At 63.4% G+C, this 13586-nt stretch carries 11 protein-coding genes; 9 read left to right on the top strand and 2 right to left on the bottom strand.

Annotation, left to right across the window (positions count from 1 at the left end; genetic code table 11):
- The first annotated feature begins 164 nt into the window (after positions 1–164).
- Complete coding sequence (locus tag MOP87_RS11435) at positions 165–1142, top strand: polyprenyl synthetase family protein (protein ID WP_145280067.1); 978 nt, start codon at positions 165–167, stop codon at positions 1140–1142.
- 183 nt (positions 1143–1325) lie between these two features.
- Here the strand turns inward: MOP87_RS11435 and MOP87_RS11430 are convergent, their stop codons facing one another.
- Positions 1326–2750, bottom strand: coding sequence for a PLP-dependent aminotransferase family protein (locus MOP87_RS11430; protein ID WP_027914807.1), 1425 nt, complete (start codon positions 2748–2750; stop codon positions 1326–1328).
- 323 nt (positions 2751–3073) lie between these two features.
- On the opposite strand from MOP87_RS11430, the gene MOP87_RS11425 reads away from it, so the two are divergent.
- From MOP87_RS11425 to MOP87_RS11395, 7 genes are all read left to right on the top strand, one after another.
- Positions 3074–4483: an amino acid permease gene (locus tag MOP87_RS11425; protein WP_242809513.1), complete on the top strand. Its 1410-nt coding sequence runs from the start codon at positions 3074–3076 to the stop codon at positions 4481–4483.
- A 110-nt stretch (positions 4484–4593) separates the two neighbouring features.
- Positions 4594–5370, top strand: a complete 777-nt coding sequence (gene tam, locus MOP87_RS11420; RefSeq protein ID WP_027914809.1) for a trans-aconitate 2-methyltransferase — start codon at positions 4594–4596, stop codon at positions 5368–5370.
- Between the two features lie 123 nt (positions 5371–5493).
- Positions 5494–6204 (top strand): YebC/PmpR family DNA-binding transcriptional regulator, encoded by a 711-nt coding sequence (locus MOP87_RS11415; RefSeq protein WP_023535102.1) that lies wholly within the window; start codon positions 5494–5496, stop codon positions 6202–6204.
- A 99-nt stretch (positions 6205–6303) separates the two neighbouring features.
- Entirely contained in the window at positions 6304–7248 is a 945-nt protein-coding gene (locus tag MOP87_RS11410) for a LysR family transcriptional regulator (protein WP_027914810.1), read from the top strand.
- Positions 7249–7367: 119 nt separating this feature from the next.
- Complete coding sequence (locus MOP87_RS11405; protein WP_125922282.1) at positions 7368–8780, top strand: DOPA decarboxylase; 1413 nt, start codon at positions 7368–7370, stop codon at positions 8778–8780.
- Positions 8781–8947: 167 nt separating this feature from the next.
- Positions 8948–9826, top strand: a complete 879-nt coding sequence (locus MOP87_RS11400; RefSeq protein WP_023535082.1) for a DMT family transporter — start codon at positions 8948–8950, stop codon at positions 9824–9826.
- A 149-nt stretch (positions 9827–9975) separates the two neighbouring features.
- Positions 9976–11187, top strand: coding sequence for a M24 family metallopeptidase (locus tag MOP87_RS11395; protein ID WP_242809511.1), 1212 nt, complete (start codon positions 9976–9978; stop codon positions 11185–11187).
- A 15-nt stretch (positions 11188–11202) separates the two neighbouring features.
- Here MOP87_RS11395 and MOP87_RS11390 read toward each other — a convergent pair whose 3' ends face one another.
- Positions 11203–12195: a GlxA family transcriptional regulator gene (locus tag MOP87_RS11390; RefSeq protein ID WP_132578694.1), complete on the bottom strand. Its 993-nt coding sequence runs from the start codon at positions 12193–12195 to the stop codon at positions 11203–11205.
- 52 nt (positions 12196–12247) lie between these two features.
- Here MOP87_RS11390 and pssA point away from each other — a divergent pair, with 52 nt between their 5' ends.
- The gene (pssA, locus tag MOP87_RS11385) at positions 12248–13573 is read left to right on the top strand and encodes a CDP-diacylglycerol--serine O-phosphatidyltransferase (protein WP_230395971.1); all 1326 of its coding nucleotides are present in this window, start codon (positions 12248–12250) and stop codon (positions 13571–13573) included.
- Positions 13574–13586 lie beyond the last annotated feature (13 nt).

Genomic DNA, 13586 nt, shown 5'->3' with positions numbered 1-13586 from the left:
CATCCTGAGGTACGTGCGGTCTGTGTGCTTAGGACAGACAAGTTGTACAACACTACCCGTTTTGTATAGCTAAGCTCATAAAAAGCAAAGCATCAGGCAACGGCGCCTATCAGTCGTTCCTTTTTCATCTACGGTCAATGGGCCGCCCACATCGAGAGGCAAGGATGACGACCATCGCCCCCCCGCACAGCGCTGGCGCTGATCACGATCAGCCACTGGCCGTCGCACATGCGGCCGTAGAAGCCCGGCTGGCGGCATTGCTGCCATCGGCAGGTCACGAGCGTGACCTAGTGGTTGCGGCCATGCGCGACTGCACCCTGGCGCCAGGCAAGCGCTTGCGGCCCTTGCTGTTACTCTTCACGGCACAAGGCCTGGGCGCGTGCCCACACGCCGCGCTCGACCTTGGCTGCGCCGTGGAGATGGTTCATGCAGCCTCCCTTGTACTGGACGACCTCCCCTGTATGGACAACGCCGCCTTGCGCCGCGGTCGCCCTACCTTGCACCTGGCGTTTGGGGAAGATGTGGCAGTGTTGACGGCCATTGCCTTGCTCTCCCGTGCATTCGGGGTTGTGGCGGGGTTGCAGACGGTCGGGCCGGATGTGCGCAGCGACCTGGTCGTGACCCTCACCTCGGCAATCGGTGCCGATGGGCTGGTCAAGGGGCAGTTGCAGGATCTGCGCGACGGTGCACGGCCGCGCACGGCGGCTGAAATTGCCGAGACCAATCAACTCAAGACCGGGGCCTTGTTCTCGGCCTTGCTGGGTATGGCCGGCCGGTTGGCGGGGGCTGGCGAAACCCAGCAGGGCACCTTGCAGCAGTTGGCGGGGGAATTGGGGCAAGCGTTTCAATTGCACGATGATTTGCATGACCGTGACCCTGAGAGCGGCAAGAGCATGGGGTTGGACCAAGGCAAGTCGACCCTGCTGGCCATGTGTGGCGAGATGCAGGTGCGCCAGCGGTTGGAAGCCCATTTGCAGAGCGTCGAACAGTGCCTGACCAGCCTGGGCCTTCAGGCCTCACCGATTGGCGGGGTCTTGCGAAAGGTGTTCGCTGCGAAGGGTGTGCCGGCTGGCGGCAGCACCGTATGGCGTCAAGGCCTGAGCGGGCTTGCGGTGGGTGGGGCAGTCGTGCATCACGTGTAAGACGCAGGACGACGTGCCACAGCGCGAATCCGAGGGTCTACGCGGTCTCGTGTAGGACCGGCCTAGCCGGGGCGCCGGACCGGCCCCAAGTTTTTCAGCTCGCCGGGGGCCCGGCGCGGTCGCTCCTCCACGGGGCCGCGGATCCTTCAGAGGCGAACCTAGGGCGCCCCAGCAATTCCAAACTCACTGATCCAATCGCCTGGCATGCCTGGCAAATACCTTTTCCAGCAGTTCCCACATGACCGGGTCAAGGCTGAACGCCACGTTGAAACGCATCCAGCCCGTTGCCCTGGCGTCCACCATGAACAGCTGACCAGGGCCGAGCATGATGCCTTTTTCGAGCGCGTCATCGAGCAACAGCGCGCTGTCGGGGATCGAGGGATGGCGGGTCCAGATGTACATCCCCTCGTCCGATTCCGTGAACAGCTCGAAGCCTAGTCGGTGCAGATGCGCACCCACCCGTTGATGCGCCTCGGCCAGGCGTTGACGCAGGCGCTTGAGGTGCTTGCGCCAGCGACCGTCGATGATGGCGGCGTAGACGACCCGCTCCATGACCTGCGAGGTGGTCAGGCCCGAGCGCATTTTCAGGTGTACCAGTTGTTGCGCCAGTTCCGGATTGGCCAGCAGGTAGCCCACCCGCACATTGGGTGAGATGCTTTTCGAGTAACTGCCCACGTAGACCACCTGCTGCAAGTGGTCAAGGCTGGCGAGGCAGGGTTGCGGTTCGGCGATCATGTCGGCGTACAGGTTGTTTTCGACCAGCCGCAAGCCATGCTGGCTGGCCAGTTGCAGCAGGCGGTGCAACTGCGGCAGCGGTGTGCGCGAGCACGTTGGGCTGTGCAGGTGAGGCTGGGTGAAGAAGGCCGTGGGCCGGTGTTGCGCCAGCAACTGCTCCAGCTGATTGAGGTCGTAGCCATTGGGCGTGCGCGCCACCCCCAGCAGCGTTGCGCCTTGGGTACGCAGGATGCTCATCAGGTTGGGGTAGCCAGGGTCGTCCACCAGCACCACGTCACCGGGGCGGACCAGCGTACGCACGGCCAGGTCCAGGGCCTGGCTGGCGCCGTGGGTCAACATCAGCTGAGCGGGATTGGCGACGATCGACAGATCCTGCTGCAGGTTCTGCGCCGTCAACGCGCGCAGCTCTGGCAACCCCATGGGATCGCCGTAACCGGACAGTTCCAGCGGGCTGCCAGCCACCTGCCGCAGCCCTCGGCGCAAGCCGTCTTCGTACATCCAGTCGTTGGGCAGCCAACCGCAGCCTGGCTTGAACGGCAACTGCCGGGTTTCGAAGATCTGCTGCAGGTACCACTCGGTGTTGAACGTTGGTCGGCTTGCGTCAGGGTCTGCCGTGTGCGTGTCCAACAGCTCAGCGGCAGCCCGATTGACGAAAAAGCCAGCGTTGCCGCGGCTCACCAGCAGCCCTTGGGCGACCAGGCGATCGTAGGCTTCCACCACGGTGAACGTGCTGACCGAGTAGGTGGCGGCGAAGGCGCGGATCGACGGCACCTTGGCGCCAGGCTTGAGCGTCTGGGTGTCGATCAGGGTGCGCAGGCCGTCGATGATCTGGTTGACCAACGGTGTGGAAGCGTCTGGATTCAATTGCAGCATGGGGGACCTTCAGGTGTGTAACGCCAGGTGCTGGCCCGGTGTATAGGGTTGGCGACCTGTACAGTGCAGTGCGAGTTTCATGCCACTGTGCATGGCTCTCTGCGATGGACATTTTTACATTAGGTGTCGGATATCGCCACACAAAGCATGTTCAGTTCGCTCCAGGCCTCAGCCCTGGGGCGCGTCAGCAGGCCGCCATGGATGGCCTGCGTGTGTTCGTTCACACCTCCTGCGCGCATTAGCACTGATGTACAGGTGAAACCGCCAGCCATCGGGGTTTCACGGTTTTCCTTGGATAAAAAGAAGCACGGGGTACACAACTGATGGACGCAACATCCACAACCACCACCGCGAACGGCGGGCACGAGAGCAAGCTCAGTGCCTCGCTGAAGTCGCGCCACCTGACGATGATGTCCATCGCCGGGGTCATCGGCGGCGCCTTGTTCGTAGGATCCGGCAGCGTGATCCACAGCGCCGGGCCGGCCGCGGTGCTGGCCTACCTGGCAGGCGGCATCCTCGTGGTGCTGATCATGCGCATGCTTGGCGAAATGGCAACGTCTTCACCCGACACGGGCTCGTTTTCCACCTATGCCGACCGCGCCATTGGGCGCTGGGCTGGCTTCACCATCGGCTGGCTGTACTGGTGGTACTGGGTCATTCTCATGGCCTGGGAAGCCTACGTAGCCGGCAAGATCCTGCACGGGTTCTTCCCGGACGTCAGTGTCAACGTGTTCGTGCTGGCCACGACGTTGCTGCTGATCACGGTCAACTTCTTCAACGTCAAGCATTACGGGGAGTTCGAGTTCTGGTTCGCGCTGATCAAGGTCATCGCGATCGTCTGCTTCCTGATCGTCTGTACCGCAGCGGTGCTCAACATCTGGCAATTCGGCGAGGTGCGGGGCATTACCCACCTCACCGTCGAAGGGTTCATGCCCAATGGCATCACCACGGTCATCGGAGCCTTGCTGGGGGTGATGTTCGCATTCCTTGGCGCCGAGATCGTGACCATTGCGGCCTCCGAGGCCAAGGACCCGGCTGCGCAGATCGTCAAGGCCACCAACTCGGTGGTATGGCGCGTGTGCCTGTTCTACGTAGGCTCGATCTTCCTGATCGTTTGCCTGGTGCCGTGGAATGACCCGCACCTGGGCGTCTCCGGCTACGGCGCCTATCGTCGTACCCTTGAGCTGCTGGGCGTGCCTTACGCCGAGTTGCTGATGAACTTCGTGGTGCTGACCTCGGTGAGCAGTTGCCTGATCTCCGGCCACTACACCGCCTCGCGCATGCTGTTCTCCCTGGCTCAGCGTGGCGACGCGCCGTCGTTCTTCAAGATCACCCGTGCCGGCACTGGCGTGCCGGTGTACGCGATAATGGGCTCGTGCGCGGTGGCGGTGGTGTGTGCGCTGATCAACTTCAGCGAGACCCTGCGCCCCAAGGACGTACTCGACACGCTGATGAACACCACGGGCATGATTGCCCTGCTGGTGTACCTGGTGATCGCGTTCTCCCAGCTGCGCATGCGCCGCAAGCTGATTGCCGAAGGCAAGGAAGTGCGCCTGAAGATGTGGCTGTTCCCGTGGCTGACCTACCTGGTGATCGCCTTCATCGTGGCAGCCCTGGTGACCATGGCGTTCATGCCTGACTACCAGATCCTGGTGATCTCCACCGGCATCGCGGCGGCGCTGGTGGTGGCGATGGGGGTTGTGCACCAGATGCGCAGCGCGCCTCGACACTAAAGCTCATTGGTTTTGCGAAGCGGCCGGCTCCCTCAAAGGGGCCGGCCGCTTCGCGTTTTGGGCGACAGATGGCATATGCTTCAGAGCATCGCTCATCGGAGAACGTCGCCATGTCCTGGTCTGCAACCCAGTATTCCTTGTTCGAAGACGAACGCACCCGGGCGGTGCGCGATCTGCTGGGGGCCGTGCCGCCGCGCCCGGTGCGACACGCGACCGACCTGGGCTGCGGGCCGGGCAATTCCACCGAGGTCCTGCTGCAACGTTGTCCCGACGCGCAGGTGACCGCGCTGGACAGCGACCCAGACATGATCGAGAAGGCCCGAGCGCGCAAGCGGCTGTGCATCCCGCGCGTGCACATGGTCACGGCGGACATCGCAGGCTGGTCCGCCCCTGAGCCCCAGGACCTGATCCTGGCCAACGCCTCGTTGCAGTGGGTGCCCGACCACGGGCAGCTCTACCCGCACCTGGTGCGTCAGCTCAGCGAAGGGGCGAGCCTTGCGGTGCAGACGCCCGATAACCTGGAGGAGCCCGCGCACACCGCGTTGCGCGAGATCGCCCGCCGGGGCCCGTGGGCGGCCAAGTTCGACGACTTCACGTTGCCGCCGCGCCATGGCGCGGCGTTCTACTACGACCTGTTGAGCCCGCTGTGCGCCCGCGTCGAGGTGTGGCGCACCACCTACCACCACCCGTTGGTCGACGGCGCTGAGGGCGTGGTGCAGTGGTTCAAGGGTTCGGCCTTGCGGCCTTACCTGGCGCGGCTGCAGCCGCAGGAGCAGGAAGACTTCCTGCAGATGTACCTGCAGGCCATGCAAAGCGCCTACCCGCCAGCGTCCGACGGCAAGGTGCTGCTGGCGTTTCCGCGCTTATTCGTGGTTGCCACCCGTTAAGTCGTCGGGTGAGGTGTCGGTGCAGCGCAGACGGTTGTCGATCCTTCCCCATAGGCGTATAAACTGCTCCCACTTTTTGTGCCGGTCGCTTCCTGAACCGGCCGTTGAAACAAGAGAGTCGACATGGGCGCACAGTGGAAAGCCAAACATAAAGAAGCCGCGGCCAATGCCAAGGGCAAGGTCATGGGCAAGCTGTCCAAGGAAATCCAGATTGCCGCCAAATCCGGCGCCGACCCGGACATGAACCCGCGCTTGCGCCTGGCCATCGAACAGGCCAAGAAGGCCTCGATGACTCGCGAAACCCTGGAGCGAGCCATTCGCAAGGGTGCCGGCCTGGATGGCGATGCCGTGCAGTATGCGGCTGTCAGCTACGAAGGCTTTGCCCCGCATCAGGTTCCGCTGATCGTTGAATGCCTGACTGACAACGTCAACCGCACAGTGGCGCAAATTCGCGTGTTGTTCCGCAAGGGTCAGCTAGGGGCCAGCGGCTCGGTCTCCTGGGACTTCAATCATGTCGGCCTGATCGAAGCCACCCCCAACGGTGACGCTGATCCTGAGATGGCTGCAATCGAAGCCGGGGCTCAGGACTTCGAAGAAGGAGAAGAGGAGGGGTCTACCCTGTTCATCACTGATACCACCGACCTGGACGCTGTGCAGAAGGCCCTGCCGGTGCACGGTTTCACCGTCACGTCGGCCAAGATCGGCTACACCCCGAAAAACCCGGTGAGCGCTTCGAGCCTGAGCGCCGAAGCCCTGGCCGAAGTCGAGGCGTTTCTTGAAGCCATCGACGAAAACGATGACGTCCAGAACGTCTACGTTGGCTTGACGCAGTAAGCTCGAGCCCCCTTTGCCGATGCTGCCCATTGCCAGGCGTGTTGTACAGGTGATGGCGGGGCAGCGCTGCACCGGGGCGTGCCCCGAGCTGGAGCTGCCGTGAATCCTGCCTTTGCCACGCTCAGCCTTGCGCACCTGCGTGCGCTCGACCACCTGCTGCAGGTGAAGAACCTCAGTCGGGCGGCTGAGCGCCTGGGCATGAGCCAGTCGGCCTTGAGCCGTCAACTGGCTCAACTTCGCGAGGCCTTCGACGATCCGCTGCTGGTCCGCCAAGGCCGGGGCTACGTACTGAGCGAGCATGCCCAGACGCTACGCGAGCCCTTGCGCCAGGTGTTGGACGAGGTGCAGGCACTTCGTCAGCCTGCCGTATTCGAGCCTGCCCGCTGCCAACGCCGCTTTTGCCTGGCTGCTTCCGATTATGTCGCCGAGCATATGCTGCCTTTGCTGGTGACGACGCTGGAGCAGGAAGCGCCAGGCATCAGCCTGGAGTACCGCACCTGGCAAGCCGGGCAGTATGACTTGCTCGCCAGTGGCGAGATCGACCTTGCCACCACCCTGTTCGACGAATCGCCGCCCAATGTGCACGGGCGTCTGCTCGGCGAGGATCGGGCGGTGTGCCTGATGGCGCAGGACCACCCCTTGACTGTCCATGGGTGGGTTTCGCAAAGCGATTACCTGGCGTGCAGGCATGTACGGATCTCCGGGGGCGGGGACAAGGACAGCTTCATTGACCAGCACCTGCGTGCACAGGGCCTGCAACGGCGCATCAGCCTGCAAGTGCCGTTTTTTTGCGCCACGGTAAAGGTGGTCGCCACCAGCCAGGCAGTGGCTACCGTACCCGAACACATCGCCCGCCAATTGTGCCGCCTGCATCCGCTGGCCTGGCGACCATTGGGGTTCGTCGAGCACAGTCAGCGTTATTGGGTGGTGTGGCACCAACGCCTGCAGGCATCGGCCGAGCATCGCTGGTTTCGAAACCGGGTGTTCGAGCTGTGGCGCCAATCGCAATTCGGTGTACAGGGCGGCCTTGCGCATTTGCCATAGCAGCTATGCGCAAGGCGCGGTTCTTCGCGCAGGCGACGCGCTCTACACTGCTCTCTGCCAGCCGCCGGCGCGCATTGACCGCCATCAGGCGGTGAGGCGCCCACCACAGGAGCACGTGCATGACCCCCGAAGAGTTTCGCCAGTATGGCCATCAACTGATCGACCTGATCGCCGATTACCGCCAGACCGTGCATCAGCGTCCGGTCATGGCCCAGGTCGAGCCCGGTTACCTGAAGGCGGCCCTGCCGCCGGCCGCGCCGCAACAGGGCGAGCCCTTCGACGCGATTATCAAGGACGTGGATGAGTTGATCATGCCGGGCCTGTCCCATTGGCAGCACCCGGATTTCTACGGTTATTTTCCCTCGAACGGGACGTTGTCCTCCGTGCTGGGGGACTTCCTGAGTACCGGGCTTGGCGTACTGGGGTTGTCGTGGCAATCGAGCCCAGCATTGAGCGAACTGGAAGAAACGACCCTGGACTGGCTGCGCCAGATGCTCGGCCTGTCGCCGCAGTGGAGCGGGGTGATTCAGGACACCGCCTCGACCAGCACCCTGGTCGCGCTCATCTGTGCCCGTGAGCGCTCGAGTGATTACGCTTTGGTCCGTCACGGGCTTCAGGGCCAGGACAAGCCCCTGATCGTGTACGTCAGCGCCCATGCCCACAGTTCGGTGGACAAGGCGGCGTTGCTGGCAGGCTTCGGTCGCGACAATATCCGCCTGATCGCGACCGATGAAGCCTATGCGCTGTGTCCGACTGCGCTGGAGCAGGCCATCGAACAGGACCTGGCGGCTGGCAATCGGCCGTGTGCGGTCGTCGCCACCTGTGGCACCACCGCCACGACGGCCCTCGATCCGCTGCGCGCCATCGGCGCCCTGGCCCAGCAACATGGCCTGTGGCTGCATGTGGACTCGGCCATGGCCGGCTCGGCGATGATAGTGCCCGAGTGCCGCTGGATGTGGGATGGGATAGAGCTCGCCGATTCGGTCGTCGTCAATGCGCACAAATGGCTAGGGGTCGCGTTCGACTGCTCGGTCTATTATGTGCGCGATCCCCAGCACCTTGTGCGCGTGATGAGCACCAACCCCAGTTACTTGCAGTCTTCGGTCGATGGGCAGGTCAAGAACCTGCGCGACTGGGGCATACCCTTGGGGCGCAGGTTCCGCGCGTTGAAACTATGGTTCATGTTGCGCGCAGAAGGTGTCGAGGCCTTGCAAGCCCGGCTGCGCAGGGACATGGACAATGCCAGGTGGCTGGCCGAGCAGGTGCGCGCGGCCAGCGACTGGCAGTTGCTCGCACCAGTGCCGTTGCAGACGCTGTGCCTTCGGCATTGCCCTGAAGGGATGGCCGGCCAGGCGCTGGACGCTCACACCCGAGCCTGGGCCGAGCGTCTGAATGCATCAGGTGACGCCTATGTAACCCCCGCCGTACTAGACGGGCGCTGGATGGTACGTGTGTCGATCGGCGCCCTGGACACTGAGAGGGAGGACGTGCAACGCCTCTGGGCCAGGCTGCAGCACGTGGTGCAGGGCTGACAACGATGGCGCAGGTAACCGTTGCCACGAGAAAAAAGAGACTGCGGTGATGATTGAACTTCCGCGCTCCCGGTATCTCTTCTAGAATCCTGCTGCCACGCCCAATCGGGGCGTGCGCGCGGCTTCATAATGGCGCAGCGCGGTTTTGCGTCCACTTCGAGAGAGCCATGAGTTCCAGTACCCCGCTGTCCGGCGTCAACCAACCGCTTCGTGGCATCGTGTTGGTGGTGTGCGCCACGTTCATGTTCGCCAGCCACGACGCTTTGTCCAAGTTCCTGGGGGGGCTGTACCCCATCGTGATGGTGGTGTGGGCGCGGTACGTGGTGCACACGCTGTTGATGGCTGGCATTTTCCTGCCTCGCTCTGGCCTCAACGTGTTGCGCACCCGGCGCCCGCTGCTGCAAACCTTGCGCGCTTTGAGCCTGCTCAGCACCAGCCTGCTGTTCACGTCTGGGTTGCAGTACCTGCCGCTGGCCGAAGCAACTGCGGTCAACTTCCTTGCACCTGTACTGGTCACTGCCTTGTCCGTGCCACTGCTCAAGGAACGGGTCACGGTAGCGCAGTGGGTGGCAGTGGTATTGGGCTTTCTCGGGGTGCTGATCGTCGTGCACCCAGGCGGGGCCCTGTTCACGCCCGCCATCCTGTACCCGTTCGGCTCGGCGCTGGGCTTTTCCTTCTACCAACTGCTGACCCGCATTCTGGCGGCGCACGACAGCCCGACCACCAGCAACTTCTATGCAGGGCTGTGCAACACCCTGGCCATGAGTGCGCTGGTGCCGTTTTTCTGGGAAACGCCGCGCTGGGACCATGCCTTGCTGATGCTGGCGCTGGGTGGTTTCGGCATGACCGCTCATTTGCTGCTGACCCAGGCCTTCCGTTTGGCAGCGCCTGCGCTGTTGGCGCCCTTCAGCTACTGCCAGATCATCTTTGCGGGCCTGCTGGGCCTGGTGTTCTATGGTCAGACCCCCGATACGCTCAGCCTGATCGGGATTTGCGTGATCTGCCTTAGCGGGCTGGGGGCAGCCTGGATGCAACGGCGGCGTTAGCCACTGGCCAGTGACACTGCAGATGTGAAAGGCAGTGCTGCTGCCAATTCGAAGTCGCTTGGGTACAAACGTGCTTGCCGGTTGCGTGCTGCAATGATTTCAGGCGGCCGGCCTGATTTGCGTGCTCACAACCCCAAGGAATCACGCTCATGCACATGCCCGATACCCTCAGAATTCGCAATGGCCAGAAGGCCGTGGCGACGTTCTCGGCTCAAGAATATGCCCGCCGGCATGCCGAGGTGCGCGCCCTGATGAGCGCTCAGCAGCTCGAAGCACTCGTCTTGACCTCCTATCACAACGTCAACTACTACAGTGACTACCTCTATTGCGCGTTCGGACGCGCCTATGCCGTGGTGATCACCCCTGATCAGGTCGTCTTGATCAGCGCCAACATCGACGGCGGTCAGCCGTGGCGCCGGTCGGTCGGCACCGACAACATCGTCTACACCGACTGGCGGCAGGGCAGTTTTTTCACCGCCCTGCGCCAGGCGCTACCGCGGGCAGGACGCATCGGCGTGGAGGGCGACCACCTGACGCTACACACCCATGCCGCGCTCGCGGGGTGCTACCCGCTTGCCGAGCTGGTCGATATCAGCACCGCCTGCATGCGCTTGCGCCTGATCAAGTCGGCTGAAGAGCAGGCCCTGATCCGCCAGGGGGCACAGGTCGCCAATGTTGGCGGCGCGGCGGTGATCGAGGCGCTGGCTGACCAGGCGCCGGAGTTCGAGGTAGCCATGCATGCCACCCAGGCCATGGTCCGGGACATTGCCAGGCGCTTTCCCGACAGCCAGTTGATGGACACCTGGACGCTGTTCCAATCCGGGCCCAACACCGATGGCGCCCACAACCCAGTGACCAGCCGTCGTGTGAGCAAGGGTGAAATCCTCAGCCTCAACTGCTTCCCCATGATCAGCGGCTACTACACCGCATTGGAACGCACACTTTTCCTCGATCATTGCTCGGACGAGTACCTGCGCCTGTGGCAGGTGAACGTCCAGGTGCACGAGGCAGGCCAAAGCCTCGTCCGTCCAGGCGTACGTTGTTGCGACATTGCCGCTGAGCTCAATGAAATCTACCGCCAGCACGACCTGCTTCAATACCGCACCTTCGGCTACGGCCATTCCTTCGGCGTGCTTTGCCACTACTACGGGCGTGAGGCCGGCTTGGAGTTGCGCGAGGACATCGACACCGTACTGGAGCCGGGCATGGTGGTGTCGATCGAGCCCATGATCATGCTGCCCCAGGGCCTGCCAGGGGCAGGCGGCTATCGCGAGCATGACATCCTGGTGGTGACCGAGCAGGGGGCAGACAACATTACCCAGTTCCCCTGTGGGCCGCAGCACAACGTCATCTGCCAATAAGCGACAAGCGCGCTGTCATCGCAAAGCTGCCAGGCGGCGCTGCGCAGAAGGCGAAACACCGAACAGTCGGCTGTACGCCTTGGAAAAGTGCGCCGCCGAGCCGAAGCCGCAGGCCAGCGCGACGTCGCCAACTGGCGCGTCGCCTTGCAGCAGCAACTGCCTGGCGTGGGACAACCGCAGTTCCTGGTAATAGCGTGTGGGCGTGCGTTGCAGCTGGTGCTTGAACAGGCGCTCGAGCTGGCGCACGGTGATGCCGTTCAGGTTGGCCAGCTCGCTGGGCGCCAAAGGCTCCTCAAGGTTGGCTTCCATGATTGCAACGACTTGGCTTAGCCGCGGTTGCGCAGTGCCCAGCAAGGTCCTTAGCGAAACGCGCTGACGTTCGCGCTCGCTACGCACACGGTCGCACAGCAACAGTTCGGCGGCCTTGGCGGCAATGCCCTGGCCGCTCGGCTCGCGAGCCACCAGTTGCAGCATCATGTCGATGGCGGCGACACCGCCTGAGCAGGTGTAACGGTCGCGGTCCAGTTCGAACAGCTGCTGCGAGCATATGATGTTCGGGAAGCGTGCTCGCAGCGTTGGCAGGTCCTCCCAATGAATGGTACAGCGGTAGCCGTCGAGCAACCCCGCCTTGGCGAGCAGGTAACTGCCGGTGCAGATGCCCCCAATCGGCAGGCGTTGGTTGGCCCGTTCGCGCAGCCAGCGCAGGTAAGCCCCGGTGGCAGGGCCGCGCTCGATGGGATTAGGGCCCACTACCAACAGTACGTCCAGCGCTGGCGCGTCATCGAGCGTGCAATCGGGCAGCACGCGCATGCCGTTGCTGGCGGTGACCGGCGCCCCTTGTGCCGCGATCAGTACGCTGCGAAAAACAGGCCGGCATGCCGCCAGGTTGGCCATGCGCAGGGTTTCGACCGCCGACGCCAGGCCGATGGTGGTGAAGTTGGGCATGATCAGAAAACCGAATGTCTTGACCGTGCCGGACTGCGGATTTACCGAAGCGGGGTGGACCATTGGGCGATTCCTGTGCAAGCTGGGGCATAGTTTGCCCAGAAGGTGGCTGCAAGTGAACCCAGAAAACCTGTTGGCCCAGTTGCCCGGCTACCCGTTGGCTGCCGATGCGATCGAAGTGCTTCCGGATGCCCAGGCCTACCGGGCCTGCTTGCTCGAGCGTATCGGCGCAGCCACCCGGCGTATCGTCATCGTGGCGCTTTACCTGCAACATGACGAGGCCGGCCAGGAGGTGCTGGACGCACTCTATCAGGCCAAGGCGGCGCGTCCAGCGCTTGAAATAACTGTCGTGGTGGACTGGTTCCGGGCCCGGCGTGGCCTGCTGGGGGCGGGCAGGCAGCCTGGCAATGCAGCCTGGTACCAGGCCGAACGCCAGAGCCGCCAATTGGACATTGCGATCCATGGCGTGCCTGTGCAGACCCGCGAGCTCTTCGGAGTGCTGCACCTCAAGGGCAGCATCATCGATGACTGCGTCATCTACACCGGCGCCAGCCTTAACAACGTCTACCTTCATCGGTTCGACCGTTACCGGCTTGATCGCTACCACCTGTTCCACAGCAAGGCCCTGGCCGACTGCATGGTCGACCTGGTGCAGCGGCTGCTCCACCCGCAGGCCACGCCGCGCCTGGACCTTCCAGCGCCTTCCACCGCCGATCTTCGCAGTGACATCCGCCGCCTGCGGGCACGGATGCGCCGGCTTACGTACGCACCGGGCCCTGCAACCGAGCCGGGGCACCTGCGGGTCATTCCGCTGATCGGCGTTGGCAGGCGCAATGCCTTGAACAAGACCGTGTGCGCGCTACTGGCCGTGGCCCGGGAACGTATCGTCATCAGCACACCGTATTTCAATCCGCCTCGCGTCGTGATGCGCGAGATTGACGATGCGTTGGCACGAGGCGTGGGGATAGAGTTCATCGTCGGCCATCGTACCGCCAATGACTTCTACGTCCCTCCGGGAGAGCCATTCCATGCCAGCGGGGCATTGCCTTATCTGTACGAGGACAACCTGCGGGCCTTTGCGCGGCGTCGCGAGCCTTTGCTGGCCAGCGGTCAGCTGAAGATCAGGCTGTGGAACGACCCAGGACACACCTTTCACGCCAAAGGCGTGTGGGTCGATGAGCGTTATTGCCTGCTGACCGGCAACAACCTGAACCCACGCGGCTTCAACCTGGACCTGGAAAACGGCCTGCTTATCGATGACCCCCTTGGGCAATGGCGGGGGCCGTGCGAGAAGGAACTCAGCGCATTGCGTGAGCACGCCCCGGCTATCGATTCTGCCCGCGCATTGGGCGTCAAGGCCGAACACCCCAAGCCCGTGCGCAAGCTGCTGCGCAGGCTACGCTATAGTCGGTTGGAGCCGTTGATCAAGCGGGTGTTGTAGGGCAGGGACGGGT

The sequence above is a fragment of the Pseudomonas sp. I3-I5 genome (assembly GCF_022699445.1).
GTDB lineage: Bacteria > Pseudomonadota > Gammaproteobacteria > Pseudomonadales > Pseudomonadaceae > Aquipseudomonas > Aquipseudomonas fulva.
This window is presented reverse-complemented; position numbering and strand designations above follow the sequence as displayed.